A 17,209-nucleotide genomic window follows, 5' to 3' on the forward strand; every position below is an offset into this window, starting at 1 on the left:
ATCCCTGTGGGAGCGAGCTTGCTCGCGATGGCGCCGGGTCAGTCGCTATTGAAGTTGGCTGATCCACCGCTATCGCGAGCAAGCTCGCTCCCACAGGTTTTTGTTGGGTGTTGCTTCAGTCGTGCTGCACGCCCGCGCGCTTGAGCATTTGTTTGCAACGCTCGGACAGGTGGAACACACGCAGGTGCTTGCCGGCTTTGCTGTAGCGTTCGCGCAGGGTCTTGAGTGCGGCAATGGCCGAGTAGTCGACGAAGCTCAAATGCTGGCAGTCCAGAGTGACCTGGGCCGGGTCGTTGGCCGGGTCGAACTGGTTGAGGAACGGTGTCGTCGAGGCGAAGAACAGCGTGCCGTGCAGGCGATAGAGTTTGCTGCCGTCGGCTTCCTGATGCGTGTCGGCGTACAGCTCCCGGGCCTGTTGCCAGGCGAAGTTGAGCGCCGCGATGACGATGCCGCAGAGCACGGCCACCGCCAGGTCGGTGAACACTGTAATGACGGTCACCGCGATGATCACCAACACATCATTCTTCGGCACCTTGTTGATCACCCGCAGCGAGGCCCAGGCGAAGGTCTGCTGTGCAACCACGAACATCACGCCCACCAGCGCAGCCAGCGGGATGCGCTCGATCAGCGGCGACAGGAACAACACGAACAACAACACCATCACCCCGGCCACCACGCCCGATAATCGTCCGCGCCCACCCGAGCTGAGGTTGATCACCGTCTGGCCGATCATGGCGCAGCCGCCCATGCCGCCGAACAGCCCGGAGGCGATGTTGGCTGCGCCCAGCGCCACGCATTCACGGTCCGGATAACCGCGGCTCTGGGTGATTTCGTCGGTCAGGTTCAGGGTCAGCAGGGTTTCCAGCAAACCGACCATTGCCATGATCACCGCGTAGGGCATGACGATCTGCAGGGTCTCCAGGTTCCAGGGAAGATCGGGCCAGGCTAGGGCGGGCAAGCCGCCGGCGATATGGGCCATGTCGCCCAGCGTTCGGGTGGGCAGGCCGAGCAGGTAGACCGCCAGGCCGATACCGAGGATCGCCACCAGGGCCGGCGGCACGCTGCGGGTCAGCCGCGGCAGCAGGTAGACGATGGCCATGGTCAGTGCTACCAGGCCGGCCATCAGATACAGCGGGCCGCCGCTGAGCCAGGTTTCACCCTGCTTGAAATGCTCCAGTTGGGCCAGCGCAATGACAATCGCCAGGCCGTTGACGAAGCCGAGCATCACCGGGTGCGGGACCATGCGCACCAGCTTGCCCAACCGCAACAGCCCGAAGGCCATCATGATCAGCCCGCCCAGCAGCACGGTGGCCAACAGGTACTGCACGCCGTGCTGCACCACCAGCGCGATGATGACCACGGCCATCGACCCCGCCGCCCCCGACACCATGCCCGGCCGACCGCCGAACAATGCGGTCAGCGTGCAGATGATGAACGCGCCGTACAGCCCCATCAGCGGGTTGAGGTGGGCGACCAGGGCGAAGGCGATGCATTCGGGGAGCAAGGCGAAAGAAGTGGTGAGGCCGGCGAGGGCGTCGGCGCGAAGACGTGCTGATTTCATGATTTACCTGACTGGGCGCCGGTGGAGAGTCGGCTGCCGGGGAGTGGTGCAAAAAACAGGTGCGGATGGTACGGAATTGAATGCGGGGCGGCCAGCCGTTGGTTGATTGTGTTGATGAATGTGGGGCCGCTTCGCAGCCCAGCGGGAGCAAGCTCCCTCGCCACAAGGGCGATGAAAGTCTTGCGCTGAATTTTCATCAACGCCGTGTCGCGATGTCCGTCAGCGACAACTTTTATCTGTGCGCGAAAATTACTTTCAGTGGGTTTGAAGATTCTCCGTCGAAATGATTTATGAGTTTCACAACACATCGACGTGACCCCATTCGAGGAGTAACGCATGGCCCCTGCTTTCGGTTATTGGCTACTGGTCTACGCGGCCATCGCGATCATTGCGCTGATCGTGCTGATCGCCCGTTATCGGCTCAATCCGTTCATCGTGATTACCCTGGTGTCCATTGGCCTGGCGCTGCTGGCCGGGATGCCGCCGTCGGGTGTGGTGGGGGCGTACGAGGCGGGTGTCGGCAAGACGCTGGGGCACATCGCGCTGGTGGTGGCCCTGGGCACGATGCTCGGCAAGATGATGGCCGAGTCTGGCGGGGCGGAGCGGATGGCGCAGACGCTGATCGAACGCTTCGGCGAGCGCAACGCCCACTGGGCAATGGTGTGCATTGCCTTCCTGGTCGGGCTGCCGTTGTTCTTCGAAGTCGGTTTTGTGCTGCTGGTGCCCATCGCCTTCACCATCGCCCGGCGTGTGGGCGTGTCGATCCTGATGGTGGGGCTGCCGATGGTCGCCGGGCTGTCGGTGGTGCATGCGCTGGTGCCGCCGCATCCGGCGGCGATGCTGGCGGTGCAGGCGTTCCAGGCTTCGGTGGGGCAAACCTTGTTGTACGCGATCCTGATCGGCATTCCCACCGCGATCATCGCCGGCCCGCTGTACGCCAAATTCATCGTGCCGCGCATTCAGCTGCCGGCTGAGAACCCGTTGGAACGACAATTCCTCGACCGTGAGCCGCGCGCGAACCTGCCGGGCTTCGGCGTGACCCTGGGGACCATTCTGCTGCCGGTGATCCTGATGCTGATCGGCGGCTGGGCCAACCTGATTTCCACGCCGGGCAGCGGTTTCAATCAATTCCTGCTGTTCATCGGTAACTCGGTGATTGCCCTGCTGCTGGCGACCATCCTCAGCTTCTGGACCCTCGGTCTGGCCCAGGGCTTCAACCGTGAGTCGATCCTCAAGTTCACCAACGAATGCCTGGCACCGACCGCCAGCATCACTTTGCTGGTGGGCGCCGGCGGCGGGTTGAACCGCATCCTGGTGGACGCCGGGGTCACGCAACAGATCGTCGGCCTGGCCCAGGAATTCCAGTTGTCACCGCTGGTCATGGGCTGGCTGTTTGCCGCACTGATGCGCATCGCCACGGGGGCGGCCACCGTGGCAATGACCACGGCCTCGGGCATCGTCGCGCCCGTGGCGATTGGCCTGGGTTATCCCCACCCCGAGCTGCTGGTGCTGGCGACCGGCGCCGGGTCGGTTATCTTTTCCCACGTCAACGACGGCGGCTTCTGGCTGATCAAGGAATACTTCAATATGACCGTCACGCAAACCTTCAAGACCTGGACCGTGCTCGAAACGCTGATCTCCGTGGTCGCGTTCGCCTTGACCCTCGGGCTTTCACGCTTGCTTTGAGCGCAACGCCACCCAACAGGAGCCGCCATGGACATCCTCTACCAGATCCGCTCCCGGCAGGATTCCTTCAGCGCCGGTGAAGGCCGAATCGCCCGGCTGATGCTCGACGACGTAGGCTTTGCCGCCTCTGCCAGCCTCGAGGAACTGGCCCAACGGGCGGAAGTCAGCAGCGCTACGCTGTCGCGCTTCGCCCGTACCGTTGGATGCCGCGACCTGCGGGACTTGCGCCTGCAACTGGCCCAGGCCAGCGGTGTCGGCAGCCGTTTCCTCGACCCGGCTGGTGCGCCGGAGCAATCGGCGTTTTATGGACAAATCGTTGGCGATATCGAAGCGACCCTGCGCCAGCATTTGTCGGCGTTCGAAGAGTCGCGGTTCGGTGATGCGGTGCGGATGATCGGCAAGGCGCGGATGATCCATGCGTTCGGCCTCGGTGGCTGGTCGGCGCTGTGCGGCGAGGAGTTGCAAGTACGGCTGGTGCGTTTTGGCTACTCGATTGCCGCCTGCCGGGACCCGGTGATGATGCGCATCACCGCCACTTCGCTGAGCGATCAACATCTGGTCATCGCCTGTTCACTGACCGGTATCACGCCGGAGCTGTTGAGCGCGGTGGAACTGGCCCGCAGCTACGGTGCGGCGATCCTGGCCATCACCCGCGCCGACTCGCCGCTGGCCCAATTGGCCGACTGCGTGCTACCCCTGCAAGGCGCCGAAACCTCGTTCATCTATAAACCCACGGCGGCACGCTACGGCATGCTGCTGGCCATCGACGTGCTCGCCACCGAGCTGGCGCTGGCCCACCCCGAAGACAATCAAGAGCGCCTGCGGCGGGTCAAACTCGCCCTGGACGATTACCGCGGCGGCGACGATCACTTGCCGCTGGGAGACTGACATGCTGTACGACACGCTTATCCGCAATGCGCTGGTCATCGATGGCAGCGACGCGCCTGGCTACCGCGCCGACGTCGCCATTCGCGCCGGTCGCATCGAACGCATCGGCGACTTGCGCGATGCCCGCGCGGTTGAAGACATCGACGCCGTCGGCCGCGTGCTCGCACCTGGCTTCATCGATGTGCACACCCACGACGACACGGTGGTCATTCGCCAACCGCAGATGCTGCCCAAGCTCAGCCAGGGCGTTACCACCGTCATCGTCGGTAACTGCGGCATCAGCGCTTCGCCGGTGAGCCTGCGGGGCGATCCACCGGACCCGATGAACCTGCTCGGCACGGCCCAGGCGTTCGCCTACCCGCGCTTTACGGATTATCGCGCAGCCGTAGAGGCCGCCACACCGGCGGTCAACGTGGCTGCGTTGGTCGGGCACACGGCGTTGCGCAGCAATCACATGGACGATTTGTTGCGCACCGCCTCGGTGGGAGAAATCGCTGCCATGCGTCGGCAATTGCGCGAAAGCCTGGAGGCCGGGGCGCTGGGTTTGTCCACTGGCCTGGCCTACGCCAACGCGTTTTCGGCGTCCACCGACGAAGTCATGCAACTGACCGAAGAGTTGGCCGCGTTCGGTGCGGTCTACACCACCCACTTGCGCAGCGAATTCGAACCAGTGCTCGAAGCCATGGACGAGGCCTTCCAGATTGGCCGGCACGCCCAAAGCCCGGTGATCATTTCCCACCTCAAATGTGCGGGCGCCGGTAATTGGGGGCGAAGCCCGCAGGTGCTCGCGGCGTTGGAGAACGCGGCGAAAAACCACCCGGTCGGTTGTGATTGCTACCCCTATGCGGCCAGTTCCTCGACCCTGGATCTCAAGCAAGTGACCGATGCCCATCGCATCACCATCACCTGGTCGACAGCGCATCCGCACATGGGCGGTCGCGACCTGGCCGACATCGCCAACGAATGGGACGTGTCGCTGCTGGAGGCGGCGCGGCGCCTGCAACCGGCCGGCGCGGTGTACTACGGCATGGATGAAGGCGATGTACGACGGATCCTCGCCCATCCGTTGTCCATGGTCGGCTCCGACGGTTTGCCCGAAGACCCGTTTCCCCATCCGCGCTTGTGGGGCGCTTTCCCACGGGTGCTGGGACATTTCAGTCGTGACATCGGGCTTTTTCCGTTGCACACCGCCGTGCACAAAATGACCGGCCTTTCTGCGGCGCGCTTTGGCCTGAAGCAACGGGGCGAAATTCGTGAAGGGCATTGGGCGGACCTGGTGTTGTTCAATCCCAAAACCATTCGCGATGTGGCTGATTTCAACGAACCTCAACGGGCTGCCGACGGTATCGATGGCGTGTGGGTCAATGGTGTCTTGAGCTATCGCGAAGGACAGGCAAACGGGCGACGGGAAGGTCGATTCCTGGCGCGCGAGGGCGATCTGCGCCGGGGGTTCAGTCCATCGAATGGCGTGTAAGCGGCTGAAATTGTATAAATTGGCGTCACAATAATGGCACTGCGACACTAAAGAAGCCGGGTTCAAGGCCGAAGCATTGAGGTCAACCCATCTACACTGGGTCTTTTCAGCCAGGGAGCAACCCATGAGCTTCGGTAAAACCACCCCAATCCTGCGGATCTTCGATGAAGCCAAGGCGTTGGCGTTCTATGTCGACTTCCTGGGCTTTACCGTCGATTGGCAACATCGCTTCGGTGACGACTTCCCGCTGTACCTGCAAGTCTCCCGCGGCGACTGCGTGCTGCACCTGTCCGAGCACCATGGCGATTGCACACCGGGCTCGGCGTTGCGGATCGAGACCGATGAATTGGAAGCCTTCCAGCAGCAATTGCTGGGCAAGCAATACCGCTACGCCCACCCCCAGATCCAGGCCATGCCCTGGGGTAGCCAGGACATGGCGATCAGTGATCCGTTCGGGAATCGGTTGGTGTTTACCAATGCGATTAATGTCTAGAGCCAGATACCCATGTTCTTTCCGGGCCGTGCTCCAGATTCAGGGCATGGCTATTTCAACGTCTCGGCTCATTATTTGATTTCCGATACATGAAAGTTGTACACCCCATAGTTCCTGGGGTTGCGGCCGGTCGAGATACGAACGTTTTCGGGAATGATGCCGCTGCAGTTGAAGCAGGCAACAAATGGCTCCGGCTGGGTCAGCTGCCCCGTCAGTTTTTCGGTGAACAGCGTCGTATCTGAAAGCACCCGTTCAGCTTGGCCCGGATACAGCGCTACAACTGAGTTCAACACGCCAACTTCTCCATGGGCTCCCGGTCCTCCGGCTCGTATGGGAATGATTGCGTTGCAGGCATCGATATGTTTTTCGATGAGCTCGCGGGTCGGACCTTGTAGTTCATACAGGTTGTCGATGGTCCTGCTCAGCGTTGGGTCGAGCTTCAGCGCTTCAGGATCGACTTGAAATTGATGGTTTGGGTCTTTTTTCCGGTCGCGGTAGTTGTCGGCCAAGTGTTCCATGTAATCAGGCGTGTTGCTGATCTTGTAGCTGCCGAAGTTCAAGTAGAACTTCTCGCTGGTGGCGGAGCCGTCGTAATCCGGGTCTACCCCGCGATACCCCGTTGGGCCGGATCTTGGCGCTGGCAGGTTGTAATGCTCGTTGAGGACCATATCGTTATCGCCCGTGCGGTCCTGAATAACGCCATAGGCGTGAACGACCAGCTCCTTGCGCTTTGTCTTGCTGAAGCTGGGGCTGCTATCGAAACCCTCTCCATGCATTTGCGCGGATTGTTTCGTACGCTTTGTTGGCGGCGGCAGCATCATTTTTTTCGAGCGTTCGTGACCATCACGCTGGGTCCATTCGAATGGGTCAATGTCCCGCCCTTGAGCATCAACGAGCACCAGCCCTTGATGGTCGACGAATCGCAGCGGGTTATTCCCGACCATGCAATACAGGTTCAACCCGTCCACCGCTCCCGCCGGATCCGGGCTGATCCAGCGTTGCAGCCAGGGTGCGTAATACCGGTGTCCGTAGTAGTACAAGCCGCTGGCGTCGCGCTCCTTGCCGGAGTAGCGAAGGGTCCGGTAATCGGCCTCCACGGCCGAGCGGGAGGCCATCCAGGCAGTCCCTCCAAAAGGCAGGTAGCTTTCCTGGCTGATCAGCGCGGCCTGGTCGTCGAGTTCCAGTGAGCTGGAACCCAGATGATCGTCCAGGCTATAGCGCATCTGATTGGCGGCAATGCCAGAGGGTCGGCCTTCAGTCCAGTGCAAGTAACGCACGCTGCAACGGCCGGCTTGCAGGGTGATGACTTCCAGGCGCTCGCCGGGACGGCTGCGAATCTCGAGGCCCGGCAAATAACGGACTTCTCGAGTCTGCGTCGCTGATGAGGTGTAGGTGGTTTGTATCTTGCGCACCCGCAGGCCGCTGCTGTCGTAGCCATAGCATTCAATGTCGTGGGGACGGTCGTCGCGCTGGACCAGTAGCACGCTGTCGAGTTGATTGCGGCTGTTCCATCGCAACGTCCGACCAAGGTCCAGGCTCCGCTGGTTACCGTTGGCATCGAAATCCATTGCTGTGGCGGGCATCGAGTGGCCTGTGCGCCAGGACAGGAGCCGATTGCTTGTGGCGGCGACGTTCAGTGTCCGGGTGTAGTGGTTGCCTTCGCGAGCATGGCGCAGTTCGGTCAGGTTGCCACCGGCATCGTATTCATAGTGCTCGGTAAAGTTGAACAGTTGCCCGGGGTCGACGGGTGTCTTGCTGAGTGCCGCAACGCTCAGTCCCGCCGCTTCGCGGCCCGTCGCGCGGATCAACTGGTAGAGGCTGTCGTAGGCGAATGTGCTGATGGCTTCGACCCGCTGGTTATGGCCGAACCGCACCGCTTGGACCTTGTCCTCGATTCGCGTCACGTTGCCCACCGCGTCATAGCTGTAGTGCAGGTCTTGCAAGGTACGGCCAGAGACCGATGCGCAGAGTGAGGTCAGGCGACCGTTGGCTGGATCGAAAACGGCGCGGCTGACGACGCCATTGCCGAGGGTCTGGGATTCGACTTGGCCAAACGCGTTGTAGACGAAATCCTTCGCGATGGTTTTTTCAGTGGTTGTGTTGTTTATTTTCAAACTCACGGACGTCAGTTGGCCGGCAACATCAAACGCGTAATGCTGTTGGTGCTGGGCCGCATCGGACTGTTGAATGGGTTGTGCGAGGGCGTCGTAGCGCCAACTCGTCTTGTGGCCTTTCCCTTCTTCAAGCAGTGAATCGCGGTCTTTCTCGTCGGCAGGCCAGTCGGGTGGCGTGATGTCGGCCAGCAAGCGCCTGGTCTGGCTGAGCGGCTTGGCGCAAAGCGCATATTCGTCGATGAGCAAGGTGCCGGCGCTGTCATCGTGACGGATGAGCGCACCGCACAGGTTGCGCGCCGCCGCCTCTGGCGAACTGTCACCGTAGCGCAGGCACTCGACTCGGCGCGGGGCTTGTCCGGCTGCTCGCTCCAGGACCGCCGTCGGCCTGAGTTGGTGGTCGTAGGTCGTTCGCCAATGCTGTTCGTTTTGGTCCCAGCGGTGCACGATCTGCCCGGCATCGCCAGGCAGGCTCAGTCGCCATCCAGCGTCGACACTGTTCACCAGCAGTGCCTTGCCGGACAGGCTGTAGACCGTGACCAGATTGGCGTCGGTTGCCGTGGCAAACAGGCGAGGGTCTCGCTGCGCAACCTGTCGCCCGGCCAGGTCATGGTCTTGCTGGGTGATACGCGCCTGGGCGGGCTCATCCACTTGGCATCGATGGTAAGCGACGTGCCGCACCGGCAGGCCACGGCTGTCGATGGCGTTGACCGTGGGGGTCTTGCGATGAAGGCGTGCGTTCATGCCATACCTCCTGCGGTCGAGGAAGGTTCGGCCATGACGTCTTCCAGCGTGTCGTTCTCGTCCTCGCCCACGCTGTACCAGGGGTGACGGGTAAGTCGTCGCAGATAGCAAAGACCGTCTCGTTTGGCGAGACGGGTGTGGGTCGCACGCCCCAGCGCGTCGTAGAACTGCTGGTCGTAGTACCCAAACTGCCGCAAGGACGCATCGTTGATGTAGCGATGCTGATCGGCAAAGTAAGGACGGTAGATGCGGATCGCCAAGCCCTTGCTGTTGTATTCCACCCGTTCGCTGATGCGCCAGCGAGTGGCTGCGATCTGTTTCTGCGGTTTGCCGTCCTTAAGCGTCAGTTCACCGTTGGCGTCCACGACGTAGGCCATGCCCGATTCCACCCATTGCTTGCTTTGCAAGGTGCGACCAAAGCCGTCGAAGCACGTCTTGGTGACGCGGATTTGTTTCTGGTGATCATCGGGGTAACGATCGGCAACCAGCGTGGTGATGTGCATCGGCTCACGTACCGAGGCGTGAAGTTCACCTTTGAGTTTTGCATCGTCGACAGAAAGTACTGGGAGGTTCGACAGTCGGGTTCGAGCCGAAGCACAGATATGCCCGGTGGGGAGCAGGTCACGGTTCGCCACACAGCGCGCGAGCCAGTCGGCGTCCATCAGTGCCGCCTTCGATACGCGACCCATCCAACTGAAGGGGGCGTAATAGGTAGCCGTGGCGGCCTGCTGTAGAGCCTCCCTGCGCGATTGAATGGCCTCTGCCGGGTCTTTGAAGAGCGCTCGGTCGAACTGCTCGAGCGGTTTGAAACCCACACGGGTGGCGTTCTCGTCGCCATAAACGCTGGTGGCCAAAACTTGGCCGAACGCGTCCGCGAGGCATTCCTGTACGTTGCCGTTGGGGTCGGTAATGCTCACGGGCAAAAGTGAGCGGTAATCGTAGCGGGCCCGAGTAGTACAGCCATCGGGCAGTTTGAACGCGGTGACAAAGCAGTTGCACGTGTCGTAGCTGATCTCGGTCACGCCGTGGCTGCTGCTCGGCTGTATCGCCTTGGCGTTATAGAAGCCTTCCAGCCCTGCGTAGGTCGCGAAGCCACTCTTGACTGACCAGAGGGTTCTCGAAGGCGTGCTCGCGGGGAGAAAGTCGGCCATGCGATGGTAGCCACATCGTTCAAGCAGTCTTCCCTTGGGGCGAGAGGTGGGTGGCAATAGTTGAAAGGCATGCAGAGCGGCTTCGTCCAGCTCGGCGGTTTCCAGATGATCGACCAGGGCCTCGAAATGAGCGACGCCGTCCGGCAAGGTTTCTGCGAGGGTGCTGTCTTTGTAGCGTTGCACGCAAAGGCCGGTCAAAACGCCCTGGGTCATCCAGGCTGCTTCCTTGCTGAGCCCGATGAGTTTTTCGTAAGTCAGATCTTGTGGGGCCAAGCCTTCGGCCTCGGGGGCCTTGGGGCGTTTCCAGGCGTTGGTGCGTTGGCGATAGGGCAGGCTCAGTCGCCATCCTTGAGCGGCTTGCAGATGGATGAACTCGGCACGGGTTTCCCTCAGGTAGTAGAACTGTTGCGCCGGATCATGAGCGTCTCGCCACCATTGTTGCTGGTAAGCATCGCTGAAGGGCGGTGTATCGCTGGCGGTTTTGCGTCGGGCGTAATGGACGTTCACGCTGTGAGTCAGGGCGCCGTAGCGGTCATGCTGCAAGTTGAGGGTGTGCTGGCACTGTGGGTCGTCGCTCAGGCCTTCGTACTGGAAGCTGATGGACTCAAGCAACAAGGGCAGCAGGCGCGCGTAACGCCGATGACCTTCGGGCGCCTGTAGCAAACGTACCCGATAACGGTTTTCCTGGACCGAATACAACTGGCGTTTATCCCTTGCGTAGGTCTCGCAGCGCAGTAAATGGCCACTCAGTGCGCGGCACATTTCAAGGGTGGTCGCTGCGTCTGGCGGATCAATCAGTACGTCGCTATTGCTGCCTGCATCGTATTGGCACAGCAACGCCTTGCCCAGCGCCACGGCTGCCCGGTCAGCGTCGTGATAGCCGGTTCGGGCCATGTCCACCGACTGTCCGGTATGAAACCAGCTTTTTTTCAAGCAGGGCGCGGTGAAGCTTGGTGAGTCAGCATCGTTGGGATGGGCTTCGTTGTCGGTTTGCAGCAGCAAGCCGAAGCCGCGAAATTCCCGTTCGATGCCATCGTAATAACCCTGGCGATAGGAGAATCTCTGGCTCAGGCGATTACCGCTGATCTCATCCACCTGGGTCTGGCGCGACACCAGGTGCAGAGGCAACGGCAGATGACAGGCAAGGGGGTCGCGGGCATTTACTCTTGCCGCCTTTTCGTCCAGCCATTCCTGGGCCGAGCTGCGGTAGGTGATGCTGTGGGCGGCGCCCATGTTGTTGTGGGTGCCGGTCAGCAGATACGGTTTTTCACGAACAAAATCGTAGCGCCAATGTTGCGCCGGGGTCAGGTACGGCACGCTCAGTATCAGGCTGGAGCAGCCGAGCCCTTGCAGGTCGGCGATGTTCACCTGGCATAAGCGGTCGTGGCGCAGGCCTTCCGGCCAGGGCAGCGCAACCGCAGGCGCGAAGCCGTTGCCACAGCGGTTCATGAAGATCAGTGCCTGATCTGCTTGCAGGTAGATCAGGTCGGCAGCACCGGAACCATCCAGGTCCGCAAAACGGATGCGCGAGGCATCGAAGGTCTGGTGGGCAAGGCCCGGAAAGTCCAACACGATGCCTTTGCCGAAACGTCCACGGCCCAGGTTTGGCCAACACTTCACTTCGTTGTGGCGAATGCGCACCAGATGCTGTTGGCCGCTGCCGAGCAAATCACTGAACGCCACCAGCTCGGAGGGTGACGCGGTGAGTACTGGCAAGGCATCGTCATCGCAGTCATGAGGGATGTCCCGGGCCGCAGAGAAGCCTTTTTCGCGCTGATTGGCATACAGGCGAATGCTGCGTGGGCCTATCAAGGCCAGGTCGCCGAGCCCTTCGCCCATCAGGTCGGCCAGTTGCCCTTGTGGATGGAAAAATTCTGCAGGGAACGCGTGAAACGTAGCGAAATCCGACCAGCTTCGATCAGCACCGAGGGAAAAAAAACCGTTGAGCCCCGGTTGGGCAACGACCCAGTCCAGCCGTCCATCGCCGGTGAGGTCGCCTAGCGTCTGGCGCAGCGGCTTTGCCGTATCGGCGACGGGGATGCGGGGGAGTGCTTGCCACTGGTCGTAAGCCACTTCATCCGTCTTGGCTTTGGCTCGAATGGGTTCGCGGTAATACCAGCCTGTGTCACTTCGATAGAGCACACCGGGCAGACCTTCACCGTACAGATCCACCAGTTGAAAACCCAGATCGCCGCTGAGGCCAGGCATGTCTTGGAAACGTTGCCAGGCGCCAGGATCTGGCAAGCGCTTGAACTCGCTGTAGCTGAATTCAACGGGAGGGCGGTTCTGCGCCACTGCCCGGTCGTCGAACGCCTGGTCATGGGCGGTGCTCAGGAGGTGATACCCCAGGGGTGTCTGGCGGTAATCAAGCAGCAGGCGTCGAACGAGGACGGGGGCAGCGCCCAGCTCCTCGGGAAAACAATGGAACATCAACACCTGGCGGCACAGGCGCTCGGTGCGTAGTTCAAAACCGTAGGCAAAGGTGGAAAAAGCATCGCTACGGGGTTGCCATCGTTGGCCTTCATAGCGCGGTTGCTGGTCGTACCCGGTGCTTCGTTCGCCATAGTCGAACACCAATTCGAAGTGCCATTGCACAGCCGTGGGCTGACTCGTTTTCCACAGGTAAAGGTCGGCGTCGGCCTTGAAATTGCCATAGCGCACGTGGCTCAAATAGCGTTGGGCCGTTGTATCCCCCGTGTATTGATAAAGAATGTGCTCGCCGCGAGCGTTCAGGCTTTCCTCCAGCAGCCATTCACCGACACGGCTAGCTTGCCGGGGATCTGCCCGGCGCGATTGGGGATTCTTGCCGAAAAGATGGAGGCTGCCATCGGCACCGTGCACGAGCCAGAAACCTGGTTTGTCGTTGTTCGACGACCAATGTTCAATGCGGTCGAAGCCGCTTTCGATTCTTGGAAAGTGGCGCGTCACTGTGTAGGTCGTGCCCAGGGCCAGCGTGTTGTAGCGATCAATGAGGGTTGAACGGATGACGCCGTTTGCGTCGCGTTCGGGCAACCAGACCACACCGCTGGGGCCGATGATTTCGTCATCCTCGGCATAAGTCGGGACGCCCTTGTTGGTGCGTCGTGCCACGCTGGGTAACGACAGTCCCCAGCCGATACCGAACACGCTGTTGCCGACCGAGCTGTCGTAACGCAGAGACAAGGGCGGAGCAAAGCCGCGTCCTGGCGAAATCGGCAACGCAATCTCGTAGGACGCGGTGCCGTGGGCGCCGACGTTTCCCCAGCCTTTGCCGATGCTCTGGATGGCGCCGCCGCCCTTGGGCAGGGTCGGCGCGGTAACCGGCAACGCGGGTTGCTCGTTCATTGCGCACCCCCGGCGGCCCTGGCCGTATAGCTCATGTGCACGATGACGTCGCTCAGCGATTCCAACAGGTCTTTTTGTGCTTGAGGATTGGGGAAGGCCAGTTGCCACGTGGAGACAGCGCCGGTGTATTCGAACGGCAGGTAGCGTTCATCGTTGAAGTTCAGGGTGAACAAGCCGTTGTCGTCGACGCCGGTGGAAAGGGCGATCTGTTGGTTGGCGCGCCGGTCCTCCATGACCTGTCGCGGGTCATCAGGGGCCATGAACACTTTGCTGGAGGTCTGGGTCAGCGTGGCCCGGATGTTTTCGTAAGGCGCGACGACGACCGGCAGGGAAACGCTGATGGTTTTGATCCGCCGCAGGTAATGTTTCTGATCCTTGTAATCAGCGTCGAACAGTTCGTGGGGCAGCTCGAACGTGCATTGGCCTTTCTTCAGATCGGCATGCATGTCCTGCCATGGCTTGTTGAGCGTCGAGGTTGGGCTCTGGTTCTTCAATTGACGCAGTGAAATCGTCTTGCCGATCTCCAACTCTCGCTCGCTACAGCGCAGATATCTGGCCTGCATGTTCAACAGGCTGAGTTTCAATTGCTCGCCTGCTCCTAGCCCTCGATAGGTGGTATTCCATGCGTCGGGTTGGATGAATCGCGTCGCGAAATCGGCAATTTCGTATTGCCAGCAGGTCTCGGCGGCGAGGCACAGGGCGAGCGTCGTGTCGTAGGCCTGGCGGTAGAACTGCGCGAACCGGCTGTTCAGCCATTGATACAGTTGCGTCTTTGTAAAGCGCTTGCTGAGAAAGTCGTAGTGGGACTTGGCCTGGCTCAGGCCGGTTTCAGCCAGGCGTAACTGCAGGCGGGTGGCGGTTTGCTGCTCGTTGAAGTGCGCCAGTTGGGCGTCGATCTGCGCAAGTTCGAGCTGCGCCTGGTTGTGTCCCTGTATCCATTCATCCCGGCGGCGATTGAACGACTCCGTGCGGTCGATGTTTTCTGCGGCCATACGGCTGGTAATGGCGGCGCTGTGGGCTGATGCGCTGGCAGAGAGCATCGGACCTTCCCAGCGGCTGCCACCAAAGGAGAAGCCGGCAATGTTCGGAATCACCATCAGGCCCCCTGCCGCGATCTGGCACGCCGTTGCCACGATCTCGGCCGTGCCACTGGCCAGTTGAAACTGGGTGGCCAGTCTCTCGTTTGGACTGACGTCCTTTTCCAGCAACATTTTGTAGTGGTCGATTCGGCTTTGGACAATCGCCTGGCTGGCCAGCAGCGCCTGGTGTTGCTGACGGTCGATGTTCAAGGCCTGGCGTTGCAGGTCGACCGAGATTTTCGCCAGGTTCCATGCTTGCTGCTGCTGTAGCTCCTGCAGCTGGGCCTGTTCTTTGTGCTCGATCAGCGACAACAGCGAAGCGCCAAATTGGCTGAGGCTGTCCACTGCACTCAACGCCTGGCTGTGCATGATCGAGAACCGATAGTGTGGGATCGATGCACTCGGCAGCCCTCGAACCGAATTGTCCGAGGTATTCAGTACTGGGCTACCGAGCAACGCGCGCGGGTCCAGCGGCACGGCAAATACCGGCAGATGCAGCGGCTTGCCGGCGATGTCGAGGTTGTGCCGCAAGTTGTACAGGCGGCTTTCAGCAATGTCCCAGCATTGGAGCAACTGCGGGTTGAACGGCAGGCGCAAGTGCGGGCTGTCGATGGCTGGCCAGGACGCATGCAGGTTGCCTCCGCGAACGGGCACCGAGGGCCGGGAGCGGGCGAGCGATCGTTCAAATGTGCGTAAGTCGTCACTGGTGGTTTCGCTCAACGTTTGCAGGCTGAGGCTTACCCAATGGTCGACCGATTGAACGGTCGGACGTGGCCCCAACAGATCCAGTACCCGCACGTACCACAGCTTTGCCTCGCTGAGGCCGTCCGGGGTCAACTGGCGGTAGGCGGCGTCGCCTCGATTGATCAGGATGTCCAGGTACAGGAAGTACAGCGCCTTGCGAAAGTGCGCCGGATGGCTGAGCGCGATCTGATGAGGGTCGTGGGGCGTCCGGTCGGCATACGAAGGCGTGGTGCTATCGATTAAAGAAACGGCCCTCCAGCAATTTTTCTGGCCGCGACCTGGATCGAAGAGGCGACGCAACCAGCGTTCGGCCTCTTCATAGCGCTGTTCGGCGTTCAAGCGCTGGGCAACCAGCCATGGCACGTAGAGGAACAGTTCGGTGAAGTAACGACCGTAAGGCCCGTGGAAGTCCATCCTGTTGTTGGCGTCGTCTGGTATGGCGGGTTCTGGCAGGTGTTGTGTGGTCCAGACGAACAGCTTATCCAGACCGTTCTCTGTACGGCGGATCAGTTCTGCGGCGAAGGTGGTGTTCAACCTGATCGGCGGGCGCGCTTTGCCGCGCCGGGCGGATTCGGAAAAGTCGATAAATTGGACAATGCCCTGGCCGCGTATCGATTGTTCAGTAATTTTTATAGGAGAGTCAGTCAGGGGGAGGACGAAAAGGGTCGCAGGCAGAAAGGCACCGATTCTATCGTTCTCATGGACGACCTCAAGGTCGAGGGTTGCTTTGGTTTGAATACGTTGGTCGTTAGCGTCAAAAAGCCTTTTTCGGAGCTCTTTATCGAGGTGCTTCAGTTCTATTTCCGCTTTTTCTGGAGGTGATTTTGACAAGTAAGGTTGGACGCTAAGGTCTTTGTTAATGCGAGTGGTTCCAAGAAAAATGCAGTTGTCGGCTGATGCCGGTTGCGTGTTGGCCTTGGCTCCCAAAGCCAGGAAAAGGAGGTCTTGCGAGGCGTTGCGATGATGCTCTGCAACGGTACACAGCAATGGCTTGATATCATTGATGTTCTTGCCGTGAAGCGCTTTGTCGTCGCAGTAACCCTGCAAGCCAACTCGCGGCGTACTCCAGCTTCCATCCTGTTTTTTGAAGCAAAAGCTCAAGCGCAATAGCGGATGACTGGTGCCCGATTGCCCGGTGGAGGCATGAGCAGAGTCAATGCTGAAAGCCTGCGAATCTTGCTGTATGCATTCTGCCCATACGATAAACAGACGGTTGTTGAACCAGACGGGGCGGATCGAGTGTTCAACCGCGTTTTCGGGAATGGGCACATCGGCCTTTTCCCAATCCGACCAGGCAAACGGGGCCGGCTGATCAATGGCTGGACGTTGCGCCATGTCCAGCGAGCGCCAGAAATAAGTATTCTCCGATCTTGATTTGGCAATGAAATAGTAAGTGCTGTTGGCAAAGTCTTCGCCGTCGATGTAGCCGTTGAGAATATTCAGGTTGGCGATTTCTTCGAAACGGGTCAGGTAGGCCATGACTGCCGATTGAACCGCATCGGCCTGGATCCGGCTCTGGTTGAGGTCGTTTTCCAACTGCTGGAAGTTGTCGCTCTTGTTATTCCTCAAGGCCGGGTCCAGGTAACTTGCGGGGAAATACAGCAGCTTTTGATGAGCCGCCCAGATGGGGTACTGGTGCATCTCGTTGCGCCACGTCTGCAGGTGCTCGGGCGCGATGCTTGCCTGGTCGTAGCCGGGCTCCATATTCATCAGGATGCGATTGATGTATTGCTGAACGCTGGCGATGGCGCACGCCACAGGCGTGGTGGGCACATCCTGGCTGACCAGTACGTCCAGTAGCCAGTATTCGTAGAGGTCCTGAGCCGTCTTGAGCCGTACCGTCCCGGTCGGGTCATTGTCGGGCGCGACCTTGTCCAGGTAGAGCGCCAACTGCGCATCGCGCAGGCGCTCATCCAACTGCTTTTTCATGGCAACGGTCATATTCAATCCTTGA

Annotated in this window: 9 protein-coding genes; 4 read left to right on the forward strand and 5 right to left on the reverse strand. The window is 60.4% G+C overall.

The features are described 5' to 3' along the window. Positions 1-115: 115 nt before the first annotated feature. Positions 116-1,561: a SulP family inorganic anion transporter gene (locus tag HU749_RS04590; RefSeq protein ID WP_079301998.1), complete on the reverse strand. Its 1,446-nt coding sequence runs from the start codon at positions 1,559-1,561 to the stop codon at positions 116-118. Beyond that, complete coding sequence (locus tag HU749_RS04595) at positions 1,558-1,899, reverse strand: hypothetical protein (RefSeq protein ID WP_139381063.1); 342 nt, start codon at positions 1,897-1,899, stop codon at positions 1,558-1,560. The genes HU749_RS04590 and HU749_RS04595 overlap by 4 nt, the downstream gene beginning before the upstream one ends. On the opposite strand from HU749_RS04595, the gene HU749_RS04600 reads away from it, so the two are divergent. The 4 genes from HU749_RS04600 (at position 1,898) to HU749_RS04615 (ending at position 6,102) form a co-directional block, all read left to right on the forward strand. Further along, a complete protein-coding gene (locus tag HU749_RS04600) occupies positions 1,898-3,247 on the forward strand; it encodes a GntT/GntP/DsdX family permease (RefSeq protein ID WP_186650470.1) in 1,350 nt (449 codons plus the stop codon). The genes HU749_RS04595 and HU749_RS04600 overlap by 2 nt on opposite strands. 27 nt (positions 3,248-3,274) lie before the next feature. Next, positions 3,275-4,135, forward strand: a complete 861-nt coding sequence (locus HU749_RS04605; protein WP_079301999.1) for a MurR/RpiR family transcriptional regulator — start codon at positions 3,275-3,277, stop codon at positions 4,133-4,135. Position 4,136: 1 nt separating this feature from the next. Beyond that, positions 4,137-5,609, forward strand: coding sequence for an N-acyl-D-amino-acid deacylase family protein (locus HU749_RS04610; protein WP_079302000.1), 1,473 nt, complete (start codon positions 4,137-4,139; stop codon positions 5,607-5,609). A 124-nt stretch (positions 5,610-5,733) separates the two neighbouring features. Beyond that, complete coding sequence (locus tag HU749_RS04615) at positions 5,734-6,102, forward strand: glyoxalase superfamily protein (protein ID WP_046063073.1); 369 nt, start codon at positions 5,734-5,736, stop codon at positions 6,100-6,102. Positions 6,103-6,173: 71 nt separating this feature from the next. Here the strand turns inward: HU749_RS04615 and HU749_RS04620 are convergent, their stop codons facing one another. Genes HU749_RS04620 through HU749_RS04630 form a run of 3 tightly spaced genes read right to left on the reverse strand, consistent with a single transcriptional unit; the run spans position 6,174 to position 17,196 of the window. Beyond that, on the reverse strand, positions 6,174-8,957 hold the full coding sequence (locus HU749_RS04620) for an RHS repeat-associated core domain-containing protein (protein ID WP_079302001.1): 2,784 nt from the start codon (positions 8,955-8,957) through the stop codon (positions 6,174-6,176). Further along, positions 8,954-13,432: a SpvB/TcaC N-terminal domain-containing protein gene (locus HU749_RS04625; RefSeq protein ID WP_186650473.1), complete on the reverse strand. Its 4,479-nt coding sequence runs from the start codon at positions 13,430-13,432 to the stop codon at positions 8,954-8,956. The genes HU749_RS04620 and HU749_RS04625 overlap by 4 nt, the downstream gene beginning before the upstream one ends. Next, on the reverse strand, positions 13,429-17,196 hold the full coding sequence (locus HU749_RS04630; protein ID WP_079302003.1) for a Tc toxin subunit A-related protein: 3,768 nt from the start codon (positions 17,194-17,196) through the stop codon (positions 13,429-13,431). Before HU749_RS04630 ends, HU749_RS04625 begins: the two co-directional genes overlap by 4 nt. Positions 17,197-17,209: the final 13 nt, after the last annotated feature.

Source organism: Pseudomonas ogarae, assembly GCF_014268695.2.
Classification (GTDB): domain Bacteria; phylum Pseudomonadota; class Gammaproteobacteria; order Pseudomonadales; family Pseudomonadaceae; genus Aquipseudomonas; species Aquipseudomonas kilonensis.

Bases quoted from the DNA above. Each gene is read 5' to 3' on its own strand.
- HU749_RS04590 (WP_079301998.1), bottom strand. From the start codon at position 1,561: ATGAAATCAGCACGTCTTCGCGCCGACGCCCTCGCCGGCCTCACCACT.
- HU749_RS04600 (WP_186650470.1), top strand. From the start codon at position 1,898: ATGGCCCCTGCTTTCGGTTATTGGCTACTGGTCTACGCGGCCATCGCG.
- HU749_RS04595 (WP_139381063.1), bottom strand. From the start codon at position 1,899: ATGCGTTACTCCTCGAATGGGGTCACGTCGATGTGTTGTGAAACTCAT.
- HU749_RS04605 (WP_079301999.1), top strand. From the start codon at position 3,275: ATGGACATCCTCTACCAGATCCGCTCCCGGCAGGATTCCTTCAGCGCC.
- HU749_RS04610 (WP_079302000.1), top strand. From the start codon at position 4,137: ATGCTGTACGACACGCTTATCCGCAATGCGCTGGTCATCGATGGCAGC.
- HU749_RS04615 (WP_046063073.1), top strand. From the start codon at position 5,734: ATGAGCTTCGGTAAAACCACCCCAATCCTGCGGATCTTCGATGAAGCC.
- HU749_RS04620 (WP_079302001.1), bottom strand. From the start codon at position 8,957: ATGAACGCACGCCTTCATCGCAAGACCCCCACGGTCAACGCCATCGAC.
- HU749_RS04625 (WP_186650473.1), bottom strand. From the start codon at position 13,432: ATGAACGAGCAACCCGCGTTGCCGGTTACCGCGCCGACCCTGCCCAAG.
- HU749_RS04630 (WP_079302003.1), bottom strand. From the start codon at position 17,196: ATGACCGTTGCCATGAAAAAGCAGTTGGATGAGCGCCTGCGCGATGCG.